Below are 16,153 nucleotides of genomic sequence, written 5' to 3'. Positions count from 1 at the left end.
GAATTGGGCTGCGGCGTGAATGCGTGGGGGATATGAGGTACTACTGTTCGAGTACCATCCGGCCATTTGCATATTCGAAGCGTTTCAACTTCGAGAGAAACGACAGGCCGAGCAGATTCTCGGACAGTGCCTCATCGGGCAGCACCATCGCATCGACATCACGCACGGTCAGCTCACCGACCTGCACGACAGCGATTCGCGTGCGCGCAGCCTTCAGCGTTCCGTTCGCCGTTGTCACCGTGGCGTTATAATCGGCACGCGACGGACGCAAACCAAATCGTGCCGCCGACTTTTCATTCAATGCGATGACGGACGCGCCAGTATCGACCATGAAACCGATGCGCTGGCCCTCGATACTCCCCTCAGTCTGGAAGTGACCGCGCGCATCGCGCGCAATCGACAGGCTGCGGACACCGGCCTTTGCATTGGCCTGTGTGGTGGGTGCGGGGGATGACGCCTTCGCCATGGCCGGCGTCGTCGCCGTCATCTTGTCGGCCATCTGCGCCATCACGGTGCCCAGACCGATCAGGATCGCCGCGAAGAACATGATACTACGCATACGCAACCTCACTGAACGCAATCAGGGGAACCGCGAGTTCATCACACGGGCTCACCACCGTCCGTTCAGGACGGTCTTACAGACTGCTATTTTCGCGAAAAGGATGAGCGAAGCGTTAATGAGCGGCACTTTGCCTGATGATCACGTCCCGCGCGGCTTCACGCGGCGCGTCGGCAGCGCATTGGCGGGATCTTCCGGCCAGGGATGTCGCGGATAGCGGCCGCGCAGGTCCGAGCGCACGTCGAGGTAGCTGCCCCGCCAGAAGCCCGGTAGATCGCGCGTCACCTGCACCGGCCGCTGCGCCGGCGACAGCAATTCCAGCACCAGCGGCACCTTGCCCTTGGCGACCGACGGATGGGTGTTGAGCCCGAACAATTCCTGCAGACGGACCGCAATGGTCGGCCCCTGCTCGGCTTCGTAATCGATCGCCAGTACCGTCCCCGTCGGCGCCTCGAAATGCGTTGGCGCTTCCTTGTCGAGCCGCGCGCGCAGATCCCAGGGCAGCAGGCCCATCACGGCGTCGGACAGATCGCCCGCCGAAAAGTCCTTCAGCGAGATCTTGTCGAACAGCGCCGGCATCAGCCAGCTCTCGCGCGTCGCGGCAAGCGCAGTGTCGGACAGATCGGGCCACGCGTCGCCTTCCGACGCACGCAGGAACATCACGCGTCCGCGCCACTGCTGCAGCGCCTTGGACCATGGCAGGCGGTCGATACCCGCGGCGACCAGACCGTCGGCGAAGACACGCGCGGTGTCTTCGGACGGTTTCAGCGTGAACGGTGCTTCCGACAACGTGATCGCATGCAGCACACGCTTGCGACGGCCACGCAGCGACATCGATGCGCGATCGAAACTGACATCGTCGGTATTCTCGATCTGATCGGCGAAGCGCGTTTCGATATCGGCCTGCGCGATCGGCGCTGCCAGCAGGATGCGGCCATTGGCGGCGGTTCCGGTGAGTTCGGCAACGGCGATGTAAGGCGCCCGCGCAAGCGCGGCGCTTTGTTCGATCGACGCCCCGCGACCATTGGCCAGCACGAAACTGCCATTGCCGCGGTTCTTGGCCATGCGATCCGGGAAGGCGAAAGCGAGCATGGTGCCGGTGGAAAGCTCCTCGTTCTCTTGGGCAGAAGAGGATTTTTCAACCTGCGACGCCCAGCGCTCCGCGAGCTGCCGGGCGCTGCCGGCGCGCTGCGAGCGGTCGCGGCGGAATTGATCGAGTCTGACATCGAGATCGACGCTGTCGCCACCAAGACCACGTTCAGTGAGGATGGCAGCGATCTCGGCAGCCTCCTCGCCATAACCGAACCGCGCCGAATCCACGATCATGCGCGCCAACCGCGGCGGCAGCGCCAGCGCGCGCAGCGCGTGACCTTCCTCGGTGATGCGGCCATCGCCATCGAGCGCGCCGAGTTCGCCGAGCAGGCCGCGTGCTTCCTTCAGCGCAGGCGCGGGCGGCGGATCGAGGAAGGTCAGTCGTGCGGGATCGCTGACGCCCCATTGCGCGAGATCGAGCACCAGCGTGGACAGATCGGCGCTGAGAATTTCCGGCTGTGTGTAGGCCGGCAATGAGGCCGTCTGCGGCTCGTCCCATAGCCGGTAGCAGATGCCGGGCTCGGTCCGGCCGGCGCGGCCGCGGCGCTGATCGACCGCGGCGCGCGAGGCCCGCACGGTTTCCAGCCGCGTCAGTCCGATGTCCGGCTCATAGCGCGGCACGCGCGCGACGCCGGAATCCACCACGATCCGCACGCCTTCGATGGTCAGCGAGGTCTCGGCAATCGAGGTCGCCAGCACCACCTTGCGCTGTCCCTTGGGCGCGGGCTGGATCGCGCGGTCCTGCACGCCGGCATCGAGTGCACCGAATAAAGGGACGATCTCGATGGATGCATCCTGTACGCGCTCGGCGAGAAAATTCTGCGTGCGACGAATTTCTGCAGCGCCCGGCAGGAACGCCAACACCGAGCCGGGATCGGCACGCAAGGCGGTCGCGATGGCGTCGGCCATCTGCCGCTCGAGCTGGATATCTGGCTTGCGGCCAAGATAGCGTGTCTCCACCGGATAAGCGCGCCCCTCGCTGGCGATGACCGGTGCATCGCCAAGCAGCTTCGCGATGCGCGCACCGTCGATGGTCGCCGACATCACCAGTATGCGTAGGTCCTCACGCAATCCGGTCTGCGCATCGCGCGCCAGAGCGAGTCCCATATCGGCATCCAGCGAGCGTTCGTGAAATTCGTCGAACAGCACCGCGCCGATATTCCTCAACTCGGGATCGTCGAGGATCTGCCGCGAGAAGATGCCTTCGGTGACTACTTCGATCCTGGTGTTGCGCGAGATCTTGGAGCCGAAGCGGACGCGATAACCGACGGTTTCGCCGACGCGCTCGCCCAGCGTTTTCGCCATCCGCTCGGCGCTGGCGCGGGCTGCGATGCGGCGCGGCTCCAGCATGATGATCTTCCTGCCCTTCAGCCACGGCGCATCGAGCAACGCCAGCGGCACGCGCGTGGTCTTGCCGGCGCCCGGCGGCGCCACCAGCACCGCGGCGTTGCCGGCGTCCAGCGCGCCTGACAGGTCGTCGAGCACAGCATCGATGGGCAGGGATGTATCGAAGGTTCGGGTCAAATCAGGCTCTGTAATGGTCCGGGCTGTCATACGCGGCAGCGGAGCGGCGGACCATCCCACATTCCTTAACCTGCGTTAACCACCCCGCCAAACTCGCACTGCCGCGACCATTTGCGGGGCATATTTGGGGGGCAGAGAAAGGCAATTGAAACCGATCTCGTCTCATGATCCGGCCAAAAGAAGCGCCGAACAGGGGATACCGATGACCACCAGTGGCACCTTCGCCGTCGCCGATCGCGCGGCGCTGTCAGGCACAGAGCGAATCGACTGGGTCGATTACGCCAAGGGTATCTGCATCATCATGGTGGTGATGATGCATTCGGTGCTGGGCGTCGAACTGGCAGCCGGCCAGACCGGCTACATGCATCTGCTGGTGGCCTTCGCCAAACCGTTCCGGATGCCGGATTTCTTCCTGATCTCCGGACTCTTTCTGGCCCGTGTCATCGACCGCGACTGGCGGACCTATCTCGACCGCAAGGTCGTCCACTTCCTGTATTTCTACGTGCTCTGGGTGACCATCCAGTTCGGCTTCAAGGCGCCCGGCTTTGCCGCCGAACACGGCTGGGCCTATGTCGCCAATCTCTATCTGATCTCCTATATCGAGCCGTTTGGTACGCTGTGGTTCATCTATATGCTGCCGGTGTTCTTCATCGTCACCAAGCTGGCGCGGCGCGTGCCGCCGCTACTGATCTGGGGCATCGCCGCCGCGCTGGAGATGGCGCATATCGCCACCGGTTGGACGATGATCGACGAGTTCTGCGCGCGCTTCGTCTATTTCTATTCGGGCTACCTGTTCGCGACGCAGGTCTTCGCGCTGTCCGATCGCGCACGGGCCAAACCAGTGATGGCGCTGGTCGGCCTTGCGGCCTGGGCGCTGGTCAATGCCGCTCTCGTCTATGACGGCTGCAGCGAATGGCCAGTGATCTCGCTGATGCTCGGCTTTGCCGGCGCGGTCGCGATCATCGTGATGGGCACGCTGCTGGCGAAGATGCAGTGGCTCGGCTTCATCCGCTTCTTCGGTGAGCATTCCATCGTGATCTATCTCGCCTTCTTCCTGCCGATGGCGACATCCCGCGCGCTGTTGCTGAAATTCAGCCCGTTCGACATCGGCACGATCTCGCTGCTGGTGACGCTCTGCGGCGTCATCGGCGCGCTGGTGATCTGGAGGCTCGCGCTGATGGTCCGTGCGAACTTCCTGTTCGAGCGCCCGGCAGCGTTCTGGATTGCGCCGAAGAAGAAAAGCGCGACGCTGCAGGCGGCGGAGTAGAACTTACACCGCCGTCGGCGACCTTCCGTCATCGAGCTTCACGCCGTCCTTCATGCCATCAATTTTGGCGCGGAAACCTTCCGCATCGCCGAAATCTGCAAATCCGACATAATGCGGATGCGGGCCGAGCACGCGGCGCGCATGCTTGATCGGACACCAATAGACCTCGGTGCGCGCGGCAACCTCGCGCACGAAGGCGGCCACGCCGTTACAGTATGAGCAATAGGCGCAGTTCACCTTCTCGATGATGTTGAGATAAGCGAGATGATGCCGGTCGAACACCAGATAGTCGCGCCGCCGCACCTTGGGGATGCCATAAATCGGAAAGCAGACCGCCTGATAGGCCATCACCCAGAGATCGATCAGCACGAAGGGGATGATCAGTGAATAGATCACCGGAGCGGACAACACGATCAGCGGATTGGCGCTGAAGAGGTATTTCGACGCGCCCACCTTGATGGCGCGCTGCAGCTTCTCAATATCCTGCTCGAAGACAATCTTGCGCCGCTCGAAACGGAAGCGCAGCTCTTCCCGCCGGCGGGTCAGCTCGGCCTCGATCTCGGCCTCCACGCCCTTCAACTTGTCCATCAGTTCGGCGAGCTCGGGCATGAATGGTCCTTCGATTGGCAATGACCGGCGCAAGGGCACATGGAACAGGGCGCGGCGCAAGCCGGGCGGCATCACAAAAACCGGCGGGATGACTGGCTGACAGACTGTCATTTCCGGCGAAAATCCTTAAGTTGCGGCCATGCCGAAAACCTCAGAAACAGCCGCCGCCAAGCCCGCCACCGTCAAGGCCCTCGCGGAGGGCGACCATGTCTTTCTGGTCGATGGCTCGTCCTATATTTTTCGCGCCTATCACGCACTACCACCGCTGAACCGCAAATCCGACGGGCTGCAGGTCAATGCGGTGCTGGGCTTCTGCAACATGCTGTGGAAGCTGATCCGCGACATGCCGCCGGACAACCGGCCGACGCATCTGGCGATCATCTTCGACAAGTCGGAAGTGACCTTCCGCAACAAGCTGTATCCCGAATACAAAGCACACCGGCCACCGGCGCCAGACGACCTGATCCCGCAATTCGCGCTGATCCGCGACGCCGTGCGCGCCTTCGACCTGCCGAGCATCGAACAAGGTGGTTTCGAGGCCGATGACCTAATCGCAACCTATGTCCGCGAAGCCGGTGAACGCGGCGCGACCGCCACCATCGTGTCGTCGGACAAGGATCTGATGCAGCTCGTGACCGAGCAAGTCACCATGTACGACACCATGAAGGATCGTCGCCTCGGCATTGCCGAGGTGATTGAGAAATTCGGTGTGCCGCCGAACAAGGTCGTCGAAGTGCAGGCGCTGGCCGGCGACAGCGTCGACAACGTGCCGGGTGTCCCCGGCATCGGCATCAAGACCGCTGCGCAACTGATCACCGAATATGGCGATCTTGAAACGCTGCTGAACCGCGCTGGCGAGATCAAGCAGCCGAAGCGGCGGGAATCGCTGATCGAGCACGCCGAAAAGGCACGCATTTCGCGGCAGCTCGTCCTGCTCGACGACAAGGTCGCCCTCGACGTGCCGCTCGATGACCTCGCAGTGCACGAGCCCGACGCGCGCAAGCTTATCGCGTTCCTGAAGGCGATGGAATTCTCGACACTGACGCGCCGTGTCGCTGAATATGCCGAGATCGATCCGGCAGATGTGGATGCCGACAGCACAACGAAAAGCAGCTCCGCGCCCTCCGCGCATAGAGCAGGCGGCGATCTGTTCGGGAGCACCGAATCTACGCCCACTCCGAAAGGTAAAACAAGCGCAACCAGCCCGATGAGCGGTAGCGCCCATGCGACCGGTCCAGGCAGCAAGGACGTGCTCACCCCGATCTCGCTGGCCAAGGCCCGCGCCGAAGCCGCGCGCAAGATGCCAGTGAAGCGCGAGACCTATCAGCCTGTACGCTCCCTGAAAGAGCTCGAGCTATGGATCGCGCGCATCCTCGATACCGGTCACGTCGCATTCGAATGCAAGGCGTCGTCGATCGATCCGATGCAGGCCGATATGGTCGGCATCGCGCTGTCGCTCGGTCCGAATGATGCCTGCTATGTGCCGCTGGCCCATCGCCAGTCCGGCGACGGCGCAGGCCTGTTCGCCGCCGATCTCGATCCCGACCAGATCAAGGCTGCCGATGCGCTTGACGCGCTGAAACCGGTGCTGGAATCCGCGGGCCTGCTGAAGATCGGCTTCAACATCAAGTTCACCGCGGTGCTACTCGCACAACACGGCATCACGCTGCGCAATCATGACGACGTGCAACTGATGTCCTATGCGCTCGACGCCGGGCGCAACGCCCATGGCCTCGATGCGCTCGCCGAGATCTGGCTCGGCCATGCCATGTTGACCTTTGGCGAACTGATCGGCTCCGGTAAGGGCAAGCTGACGTTCGAGCAGGTCAAGATCGACCGCGCCACGGCCTATGCCGCCGAAGACACCGACGTGCTGCTGCGGCTATGGAATGTGCTGAAGCCGCGCCTTGCGGCCGAGCACATGACCACCGTCTATGAAACGCTGGAGCGGCCGCTGATTTCCGTGCTGGCCCGCATGGAGCGCCGCGGCATTTCCATCGACCGTCAGGTATTGTCGAAACTCTCGGCCGACTTCGCGCAGACCGCTGCGCGCATCGAAGCCGAAATCCGCGAGATTGCCGGCGAAGAGGTCAATATCGGCAGTCCCAAGCAGCTCGGCGACATCCTGTTCGGCAAGATGGGCCTGCCGGGCGGCAGCAAGACCAAGACCGGCGCATGGTCGACGTCCGCGCAGGTGCTTGATGACCTCGCCGAACAGGGCCACGAATTCCCGCGCAAGATTCTGGACTGGCGGCAGGTTTCGAAATTGCGCTCGACCTATACCGACGCACTGCCTAATTACGTGCATCCGCAGACCCATCGCGTTCACACCACCTATGCGCTGGCAGCGACGACCACGGGACGCCTGTCGTCCAACGAACCGAATCTACAGAACATCCCGGTACGTACCGAGGACGGCCGCAAGATCCGCCGCGCCTTCATCGCCGCTGATGGACACAAGCTGGTGTCGGCCGACTACTCGCAGATCGAATTGCGACTGCTCGCGGAGATCGCCGATATCCCGGTGTTGAAGCAGGCCTTCCAGGACGGGCTCGACATTCACGCCATGACGGCGTCGGAAATGTTCGGCGTGCCGGTGAAGGACATGCCGGCGGAAATCCGCCGCCGCGCCAAGGCGATCAATTTCGGCATCATCTACGGCATTTCGGCCTTCGGCCTCGCCAACCAGCTCAGCATCCCCCGCGAGGAAGCCGGCGCCTATATCAAGAAGTACTTCGAGCGTTTCCCCGGCATCCGCGCCTATATGGACCAAACCCGCGATTTCTGCCGGGAGCACGGCTATGTGCAGACCCTGTTCGGGCGTAAATGTCATTACCCGGACATCAAGGCCTCGAACGCCTCGATCCGCGCCTTCAACGAACGCGCCGCGATCAATGCCCGCCTGCAGGGCACCGCCGCCGACATAATTCGCCGCGCCATGACGCGGATGGAAGACGCGCTGGCGGAGAAGAAGCTGTCAGCGAAGATGCTGCTGCAGGTGCATGACGAACTGATCTTCGAGGTGCCCGACGACGAAGTCGCGGCGACGCTGCCGATCGTGCAGCACACGATGCAGGACGCACCGTTCCCGGCGGTGCTGCTGTCGGTGCCGCTGCACGTCGACGCCCGCGCAGCGGATAATTGGGAAGAGGCGCACTAGTTTTACCGCCCAAATCGGCGCCGCAGATGGATTTCGACTATCTGCGATGCCGAATCTGAAATGGTTCGACGCCATCCCATGGGCTAAACAACGACCATTCCCAGCCAGCGAATGGTCCCATGCCCCATCTCACATCCCTGCTCGGTTTTGCCCTCGTCTCGCTCGGCATGGTGCTGACGCCGGGACCGAACATGATCTATCTGATCTCGCGCTCGATCACGCAGGGGCCTGCGGCCGGCATGGTGTCGCTCGGCGGCGTGGCGCTGGGCTTCATTTTCTACATGCTCTGCGCGGCCTTCGGCATCACCGCGCTGCTGTTCGCGGTGCCCTATGCCTATGACGCGCTACGCCTCGCCGGCGCGGCCTATCTGCTGTGGCTGGCCTGGCAGGCGCTGAAGCCGAACGGCCGCTCGCCGTTCCAGGTCAAGAAGCTCGCCATCGACAGCCCACGCAAACTGTTCGTCATGGGCTTCGTTACCAATCTGCTCAATCCGAAGATCGCGATGCTGTATCTGGCTCTGCTGCCGCAGTTCATCGATCCCACGGCCGGCAGCGTGCTGACGCAGTCGCTGGTGCTGGGATCGACACAGACCATCATCAGCGTCGGCGTCAACGGACTGATCGCGCTCGGCGCCGGGTCGATCGCGCTGTTTCTCGGCGAACGACCGACCTGGCTCAAACTGCAGCGCTGGCTGATGGGCACGGTGCTCGCCGGCCTCGCCGTGCGGATGGCGCTGGAAACGCGGAAGGCGTGATCTTCCTAACCTCGTCCCGCTCTTTGCGGGGAGAGGTCGCGCGCACCTTTGCGCGCGGGTGAGAGGCAGGATACCGGGCCTGCCTCACTAACAGTCTATCGGATCGGAAAGTCGAACCACGCGTTGAGTAATACGCGAGTAGCAGGGACGTTGTGACGTCAGCACCATGCCCCTCACCCCAGCCCTCTCCCCGCAAAGGGCGGGGAGAGGGAGCCGACCTCAATCCAGCTTCGCGTCCATGCCGCGCTTCACGCCCGGACGCGCCATCAGCGTGTCGTACCAGCGGCCGACATTCGGGAAATCGGCGAACGACACCTTGTGGCGCTCATGGCGCCAGGCCCAGCCGAGGATGGCGAAATCGGCCACCGACAGCGCGCCGGCGACGAATTCGTGGTCGGCCAGACGACGATCCAGCACGCCATAGAGCCGGCGCGTTTCGTCGGAATAGCGCTTCAACCCGTAGGCACGCTGGCTTTCGTCCTCCAGCGCGATGAAATGATGCACCTGGCCAGGCATCGGGCCGAAGCCTCCCATCTGCCACATCAGCCATTCCAGCACCGGAATCCGCTCACCGAGAGACTTCGGCAGGAATTTGCCGGTCTTCTCGCCGAGATAGAGGAGGATGGCGCCGGATTCGAACACACTGACCGGCTTGCCATCCGGCCCCCCGGGATCAACGATGGCCGGGATCTTGTTGTTAGGGCTGATTTTCAGGAATTCGGGCTTCATCTGCTCGCCCTTGCCGATATGCACCGGGAAAACCTTGTAAGGCAGCCCCATTTCCTCCAGCGCGACGGAGACCTTGCGGCCGTTCGGCGTATTCCAGGTGTGCAGCTCGATAGTCATGCGATTCCTCTTCCGGTCTTGCCTGATCTTGTTGCCCGGTCTGTAGCATCGTCTCGATGGGCGGTAAAACGGCCCGAGAGTGTTGACGGGGCCCGCGCCAGTCTGGAATGTGCCGGAAAGCGCCGATAGATTGCGCCCGGTTCAGCACAGAGACCGTTTCAACAGAGACATGCCATTGACCAAATCAGCCGCCCGCGCCCGCCTGTTCGAGATCATCCGCGACCGTTCGTTCGGTTACGGCGAGATCACGCTGGCTTCGGGCCGCAAGAGCAATTTCTATTTCAACCTGAAACCCACGATGTGCCACCCGGAAGGCGCGGCCCTGCTGGCCGAGCTGACCTATGACGCGCTGCGCGACGACAATCTCGATTATGTCGGCGGGCTGGAAATGGGCGCCGTGCCGCTGGCCGGCGCGCTGGCGCAGCTCTCCTGGCTGAAGAACCATCCGATCGCGGCCTTCTTCGTCCGCAAGAAGCCGAAGGAACATGGCGCGCGCCTCGCTGTGGAAGGCCTCGCCAAGGGCGAAACGCTGGAGGGTAAGCGCATCGTCATCGTCGAGGACGTCACCACCACTGGTGGCTCTGCCGTGAAGGCGCTCGACGCCGTGCGCGAGGCCGGCGGCGAAGTCGTGCTGGTGTTCACTATGGTGGACCGCGACGAAGGTGCAGCCGAGACCTTCGCCAAGGCCGGCGTGGCGTTTCGCTCGCTTTACAAGGCCGGAGAATTTCTGAAGGGTTGATCCTTCATCGGCTCCGTTCGCGCGCAATGTGCGCGAGGATGCAGTGAAAGGTCACGCTTTGCTTCGCTTCCTCGTTCTCGCCGCTTTCCCCCTCATCGTCACGCTAGCACCCGATATGGCGCATGCCGCCGAAGGCGGCCTCGATGGCACCGGGCTGTCGCTGCTGTGGGCATTACCATTTGCCGGCATCCTGCTGTGCATCGCCACGGGGCCGGTGGTCTATCATCACCTGTGGGAGCACCATTACGGCAAGTTCGCCGCATTCTGGGCCGCGCTGGTGATCGTGCCGCTGTTCTTCGTGACTGACGCAACGACGGTGGTGCACACGCTCTCCCACACCGTGCTGCTCGAATACATGCCCTTCATCCTGCTGCTGCTGGCGCTGTTCACGGTGGCCGGCGGAATCTATGTCGAAGGCAACCTGCATAACAGCGTGTTCACCAATACGGTGCTGCTGGGCTTCGGCACGCTGATCGCGAGCGTTGTCGGTACCACCGGTGCGTCGATGATCCTGATCCGGCCGCTGATCCGCGCCAATGACGATCGTCGCACTAACGTCCACGTGGTGGTGTTCTTCATCTTCCTCGTCTCGAATATCGGCGGCTCGCTCTCGCCGCTCGGCGACCCCCCACTCTTCCTTGGCTTCCTCCGCGGCGTCGATTTCTTCTGGACCACGGTGCACATTTTTCCGGAAACGCTGTTCGCGGCCAGCATCGTGCTGGCGATCTTCATGGTGCTCGACGTCTATTTGCATCATCGCGAAGGCAACTTTCCCAGGAAGAAAGACCCGACGCCGGATTCGCCTGTTCATCTGCACGGCAAGATCAACCTGCTGCTGCTGGTCGTAATCATCGGCGCGATCCTGATGAGCGCGAGCTGGAAGCCCGGCATCACTTTCACCGTGCTCGGCACGCCGCTCGCATTGCAGGATCTGCTCCGCGACGTGATTTTCGTGCTGGTGACATTTGCGTCGCTGTGGCTGACAAAGGCCGAGCACCGCAAGGCCAACGATTTCAAGTGGGGCCCGATCGAGGAAGTCGCGCTGTTGTTCGCCGGCATCTTCATCTGCATCGTGCCTGTGATGGCGATACTGCAGGCGGGCGCGCAGGGGCCGTTTGCACCGCTGGTTGCCCTTGTCAGCCATGCCGACGGTACGCCGAACAACGCGGCCTATTTCTGGCTCACCGGCATCCTGTCGTCGTTCCTCGACAACGCCCCAACCTATCTGGTGTTCTTCGAACTCACCGGCGGCGATGCCAAGACGCTGATGACGACGGGGGCGGCGACGCTGGCGGCGATTTCGGCAGGCGCAGTGTTCATGGGCGCCAACACCTATATCGGCAACGCCCCGAACTTCATGGTCTATGCCATCGCCCGCGACGCGGGCATAAAAATGCCAAGCTTCTTTGGTTACATCCTATGGTCGGGTGCGGTGCTGATCCCGGTCTTCCTGGTGATGACATGGGTGTTTTTCATCTAGCCCGCTGCGCTGGTTACCATTCATTTACCATGACACCCTAACATGACACCGCACCGGAGCGTTTTCGCTCGGGCACTGACATGCGGTCGCGGAGCTGGCGTTGCGTCACAATCGAACATCCTCGCGTGTCGTGCGTCCCCTGGTGCTGCTGACGGCGATGAGTCTCGTCGCGCTGACCCCGCAGATGGCATCTGCGCAAAATTTCTTCGACTTCCTGTTCGGCGGCAACCAGCCGCAGAAACAGCAACAGCGCCGTGGCGCGCCACCGGCCGAGAGCAATTTCTTCTCGGATCCGTTCGGCCTCAACACGCCGGCCGATGCGCCGCCACCTCAGCGCAGCGCATCTATCGGCGGCTCCGGTCCCGCCTTCTGCGTGCGCACCTGCGACGGCAAGTATTTTCCGCTCGGTCGCGGCATGAGCCCGGCGCAGATGTGCCAGGCATTCTGCCCGGCGGCGACCACCAAGATCCTGTTCGGCAGCAGCATCGAGAACGCATCATCGAGCACCGGTGAGCGTTACAACGATCTGGAAAACGCCTTCGTCTATCGCAAGGCGCTGAAAGCCGACTGCACCTGCAACGGCCGCGATCCCTCCGGCCTCGCGCCGGTCGATCTCACGCTGGACACTTCTTTGCGTCCCGGCGATGTCATCGCCACTACCAACGGCCTCGTCGCTTTCTCGGGCGTCCGCACCGGCAACACCCAGACCGCGGAATTCACGCCGGTTGCAAATTATCCCGGCCTGACCTCTGATGTCCGTGCCCGGCTCGGCGAGATGAAGGTCGCACCGGTCTCTGCAGAAATGATCACCGACGAAGCGCCCATTTCAGAAGCCGCGCGTGATGCAGCGCCGGCTGCTGCCACGACCGTCGTGCCGAAGAGCGCGCCGGCTGCCCGCGCCAAGCGCGCCGAGCTTCAATAGATCATCGCCCGACGATGACGCCGATCACGTTCGGCGCCGAGAGATACTTCTCCTCGATCTCGGCACGCGCTGCCGCGCGATTCTCCGGCGTCAGCAACCCGCGCTTCTCGGCGAGGATCATCCAGCAATAGCCCCACCAGTCCGTCAGCATTCCGTGGTCGTCGACGAGGTCGTAGCCTTGTTCCGCGGCGAAGATCCGCGCATGCGCCTCGTCGAGCTGATCGAGCCAGGCGTGGTCCTCCAGCGAAAACAGGTCATCGCTGATGTCGTCCGTCGTATAGCCCCAGACCGACAGGCAAACGGTGTTGAACTCGCGATCTATCTGATCGTCATCGATCGGATGCCGGCGCGCCATCAAATGCAGCCGCGACAGCGACCGCGCGAAGTCGGCTATGCGGGTGAGAGCAAACTGATCGAAGGCAATGGTGGACATCTAGTCCTCGCGAGCTTGAACAGACCATAGATATTGTAGGCGAAGTCAACGAATCACCTCGGAATATCAATAGCTTACTAATTTGTTCTTAATTTGTTCCAGTTTTTATAAATCCGGTTCTCGCGTGCCTGCCCAAATCCCGGGCAGTTCCATGGCAAAAGCTCGCCACCCCCACGGGTTCCGGGAGCAGCCAAATGCGCGTATGATTTTGGTCAGTGACACAGCTCAGGATGGCCGGTTTGTCAGATCAATCAGTCCCAGCAAAATTCCAGCCGGAGAATATGCCTGTCGATGAACTGGCGCTTGCCGACATCAAGAGCGCCATTCTCGTCAAGCTGAGGCTGGCAATCGGCAAGGAAGCCGCCTTCGCCACCAAGCACGACTGGTACAAGGCTGCCGCACTGACATTGCGCGACCGCATGGTGCATCGCTGGCTGACCTCGGACAAAGAGAGCTACGATGCCGGCCGCAAGCGGGTCTATTACCTCTCGCTGGAATTCCTGATCGGCCGCCTGTTCACCGACGCGCTGAACAATATGGGCCTGCTGCCACTGTTTGAGGCGGCGCTCGGCGACCTCGGTGTCGGCCTCGACGAACTCCGAAAATGCGAGCCCGATGCTGCGCTCGGCAATGGCGGCCTCGGCCGCCTCGCCGCCTGCTTCATGGAGAGCATGGCGACGCTCGGCATTCCGGCTTTCGGCTACGGCATCCGCTATGACTTCGGCCTGTTTCGTCAGGTCATCTCGCACGGCGTGCAGCAGGAATATCCCGACGAGTGGCTCGGCTTCGGCAATCCGTGGGAACTACCCCGGCGCGAGGTCACGTATAACGTTTATTTCGGTGGCAGCATCGAGACCATCGATGACGGCAAGGGCCGCAAGCAGGTGATCTGGCATCCCGGCGAGACCGTTGAGGCCGTTGCCTATGATACCCCCATCGTCGGCTGGCGTGGCCAGCATGTGAACGCGCTACGGCTGTGGTCGGCGCGCGCGCCGGATCCACTGCGGCTCGACGTCTTCAACACCGGCGACTATGTCAGCGCCAGCGCCGAACAGGCGCGCGCCGAGGCCATCTGCAAGTTTCTCTATCCGAACGACGAGAGCGCCGCCGGCCGCGAATTGCGTTTGCGCCAGGAATACTTCTTCGTCTCCGCCTCGCTGCAGGATCTCGTCAAGCGTCACCTCCATTCCGACGGCAACCTGCGTGGCCTCGCCAACAAGGCGGCGGTGCAGATGAACGACACGCATCCGAGCCTCGCCATTGCCGAGCTGATGCGCATCCTGGTCGATCAGCACAATATGCGCTGGGACGCCGCCTGGCAGATCACCAACGCGACGCTGTCCTACACCAACCACACGCTGCTGCCCGAAGCGCTGGAGACATGGCCGGTCGAACTGTTCCAGCGTCTGCTGCCGCGGCATCTCGAAATCATCTACCGCATCAATGAAGCGCATCTCGACCGCGCCGATGCGACGCGCCCCGGCGACACCGCCTATCGCGCCTCAGTCTCGATCATCGACGAGACATCAGGTCGCCGCGTGCGCATGGGCAATCTCGCTTTCATCGGCTCGCACCGCATCAACGGCGTCTCGGCGATGCATTCGGAGCTGATGAAGGAGACCGTGTTCCACGATCTCAACCAGCTCTATCCCGGTCGCATCACCAACAAGACCAACGGCATTACTTTCCGCCGCTGGCTGATGCTGGCCAATCCGAAGCTCACCGACCTGTTGCGCGCCACCTGCGGCGAAGCCGTGCTCGACGATCCCACGCGGCTCATCAAGCTCGAGGCTTTTGCCGGCGATGCCGCGTTCCAGCAGGAATTCCGCAAGGTCAAGCATCACAACAAACTCGCGCTCGCGCGCGTGATTGGCGAGAAACTCGGCGTTCAGGCCGATCCCTCGGCGCTGTTCGACGTGCAGATCAAGCGCATCCACGAATACAAGCGACAATTGCTCAACCTCATTGAAACAGTCGCGCTTTATCAGGCGATCAAGGACGAGCCGGGCAAGGACTGGGTGCCGCGCGTCAAGATTTTCGCCGGCAAGGCGGCAGCGAGCTATCGTTATGCCAAGCTGATCATTCGCCTGATCAACGATGTGGCCGAAGTCGTGAACAACGATACCACGATCGGCGGCAAGCTGAAGGTCGCGTTCCTGCCGGACTACAATGTCAGCCTCGCGGAAGTCATCATTCCCGCGGCCGATCTGTCCGAACAGATCTCGACCGCCGGCATGGAAGCCTCCGGCACCGGCAATATGAAGCTCTCGCTGAACGGCGCGCTGACCATCGGCACGCTGGACGGCGCCAATATCGAAATCCGCGACAATGTCGGCCCGGAGAACATCGCGATCTTCGGCATGACCGCTGCTGAGGTGGTTGAGCGCCGCGCCAAGGGCCTCGACGCTTCTGACGTGATCAACAAATCGCCTAATCTCGGCCGCGCCATCCAGGCCATCGAGACCGGCGCGTTCTCGCCGGATGATCCCGGCCGTTACGCGTCGGTCGGCCACGCGCTGCGCCACCTCGATCACTATGTGGTCTCGGCCGACTTCGACTCCTATTACGAAGCCCAGCGCGGCATCGACACGCGGTGGAGAGCCGGCTCAGCCTGGAGCCGCGCCGCGATCCTCAACACCGCCAGGATGGGCTGGTTCTCGTCAGACCGCACCATCCGCGAATATGCCGATGATATCTGGGGCGTGCCGGTTGCTGGCGATCTGCCGGGCACACCGAGTCTGCAGGCACGAAAGGCAACCTAAGCGCG

Annotated in this window: 12 protein-coding genes; 7 read left to right on the top strand and 5 right to left on the bottom strand. The window is 62.5% G+C overall.

The features are described from left to right. Positions 1-40: 40 nt before the first annotated feature. Both SFY93_RS06750 and hrpB read right to left on the bottom strand, forming a co-directional pair. A complete protein-coding gene (locus SFY93_RS06750) occupies positions 41-559 on the bottom strand; it encodes a TIGR02281 family clan AA aspartic protease (RefSeq protein ID WP_093759832.1) in 519 nt (172 codons plus the stop codon). A 141-nt stretch (positions 560-700) separates the two neighbouring features. After that, positions 701-3,175 (bottom strand): ATP-dependent helicase HrpB, encoded by a 2,475-nt coding sequence (gene hrpB / locus SFY93_RS06745; RefSeq protein ID WP_320446498.1) that lies wholly within the window; start codon positions 3,173-3,175, stop codon positions 701-703. Positions 3,176-3,377: 202 nt separating this feature from the next. Between hrpB and SFY93_RS06740 the strand changes: the two genes are divergently transcribed. Continuing rightward, complete coding sequence (locus SFY93_RS06740; RefSeq protein ID WP_320446497.1) at positions 3,378-4,442, top strand: acyltransferase family protein; 1,065 nt, start codon at positions 3,378-3,380, stop codon at positions 4,440-4,442. 3 nt (positions 4,443-4,445) lie between these two features. On the opposite strand, the gene SFY93_RS06735 is transcribed toward SFY93_RS06740, so the two are convergent. Further along, on the bottom strand, positions 4,446-5,051 hold the full coding sequence (locus SFY93_RS06735; RefSeq protein WP_320446496.1) for a hypothetical protein: 606 nt from the start codon (positions 5,049-5,051) through the stop codon (positions 4,446-4,448). A 139-nt stretch (positions 5,052-5,190) separates the two neighbouring features. On the opposite strand from SFY93_RS06735, the gene polA reads away from it, so the two are divergent. Next, positions 5,191-8,211, top strand: coding sequence for a DNA polymerase I (polA, locus tag SFY93_RS06730; RefSeq protein ID WP_320446495.1), 3,021 nt, complete (start codon positions 5,191-5,193; stop codon positions 8,209-8,211). A 119-nt stretch (positions 8,212-8,330) separates the two neighbouring features. Then, positions 8,331-8,966 carry a LysE family translocator gene (locus SFY93_RS06725; protein WP_089262849.1) on the top strand — a complete coding sequence of 212 codons (636 nt, stop codon included), beginning with the start codon at positions 8,331-8,333 and terminating at the stop codon, positions 8,964-8,966. Positions 8,967-9,185: 219 nt separating this feature from the next. On the opposite strand, the gene SFY93_RS06720 is transcribed toward SFY93_RS06725, so the two are convergent. Continuing rightward, complete coding sequence (locus SFY93_RS06720) at positions 9,186-9,812, bottom strand: glutathione S-transferase family protein (RefSeq protein ID WP_320446494.1); 627 nt, start codon at positions 9,810-9,812, stop codon at positions 9,186-9,188. A 175-nt stretch (positions 9,813-9,987) separates the two neighbouring features. Between SFY93_RS06720 and pyrE the strand changes: the two genes are divergently transcribed. The 3 genes from pyrE (at position 9,988) to SFY93_RS06705 (ending at position 12,953) form a co-directional block, all read left to right on the top strand. Beyond that, complete coding sequence (pyrE, locus tag SFY93_RS06715) at positions 9,988-10,551, top strand: orotate phosphoribosyltransferase (RefSeq protein WP_089263651.1); 564 nt, start codon at positions 9,988-9,990, stop codon at positions 10,549-10,551. A gap of 115 nt (positions 10,552-10,666) precedes the next feature. Further along, complete coding sequence (locus tag SFY93_RS06710; protein ID WP_320447712.1) at positions 10,667-12,031, top strand: sodium:proton antiporter; 1,365 nt, start codon at positions 10,667-10,669, stop codon at positions 12,029-12,031. A 100-nt stretch (positions 12,032-12,131) separates the two neighbouring features. After that, entirely contained in the window at positions 12,132-12,953 is an 822-nt protein-coding gene (locus SFY93_RS06705) for a DUF2865 domain-containing protein (RefSeq protein WP_414717075.1), read from the top strand. Position 12,954: 1 nt separating this feature from the next. Here SFY93_RS06705 and SFY93_RS06700 read toward each other — a convergent pair whose 3' ends face one another. After that, complete coding sequence (locus SFY93_RS06700; RefSeq protein WP_089262853.1) at positions 12,955-13,386, bottom strand: hypothetical protein; 432 nt, start codon at positions 13,384-13,386, stop codon at positions 12,955-12,957. A 230-nt stretch (positions 13,387-13,616) separates the two neighbouring features. Here SFY93_RS06700 and SFY93_RS06695 point away from each other — a divergent pair, with 230 nt between their 5' ends. Continuing rightward, positions 13,617-16,148 (top strand): glycogen/starch/alpha-glucan phosphorylase, encoded by a 2,532-nt coding sequence (locus tag SFY93_RS06695; protein WP_414717132.1) that lies wholly within the window; start codon positions 13,617-13,619, stop codon positions 16,146-16,148. Positions 16,149-16,153: the final 5 nt, after the last annotated feature.

Origin of the sequence: Tardiphaga sp. 42S5 (assembly GCF_034044155.1) — a bacterium.
Lineage (GTDB): Bacteria > Pseudomonadota > Alphaproteobacteria > Rhizobiales > Xanthobacteraceae > Tardiphaga > Tardiphaga robiniae.
Note: the sequence above shows the minus strand (reverse complement) of the source record. Positions and strands in the feature narration are given on the sequence as shown.

What these genes read in the sequence shown, in the direction of transcription:
- SFY93_RS06695 (WP_414717132.1), top strand. Translation starts at nt 13,617, where the DNA reads ATGGCCGGTTTGTCAGATCAATCAGTCCCAGCAAAATTCCAGCCGGAG.
- SFY93_RS06725 (WP_089262849.1), top strand. Translation starts at nt 8,331, where the DNA reads ATGCCCCATCTCACATCCCTGCTCGGTTTTGCCCTCGTCTCGCTCGGC.
- SFY93_RS06750 (WP_093759832.1), bottom strand. Translation starts at nt 559, where the DNA reads ATGCGTAGTATCATGTTCTTCGCGGCGATCCTGATCGGTCTGGGCACC.
- polA (WP_320446495.1), top strand. Translation starts at nt 5,191, where the DNA reads ATGCCGAAAACCTCAGAAACAGCCGCCGCCAAGCCCGCCACCGTCAAG.
- SFY93_RS06735 (WP_320446496.1), bottom strand. Translation starts at nt 5,051, where the DNA reads ATGCCCGAGCTCGCCGAACTGATGGACAAGTTGAAGGGCGTGGAGGCC.
- SFY93_RS06710 (WP_320447712.1), top strand. Translation starts at nt 10,667, where the DNA reads ATGGCGCATGCCGCCGAAGGCGGCCTCGATGGCACCGGGCTGTCGCTG.
- SFY93_RS06720 (WP_320446494.1), bottom strand. Translation starts at nt 9,812, where the DNA reads ATGACTATCGAGCTGCACACCTGGAATACGCCGAACGGCCGCAAGGTC.
- SFY93_RS06700 (WP_089262853.1), bottom strand. Translation starts at nt 13,386, where the DNA reads ATGTCCACCATTGCCTTCGATCAGTTTGCTCTCACCCGCATAGCCGAC.
- SFY93_RS06740 (WP_320446497.1), top strand. Translation starts at nt 3,378, where the DNA reads ATGACCACCAGTGGCACCTTCGCCGTCGCCGATCGCGCGGCGCTGTCA.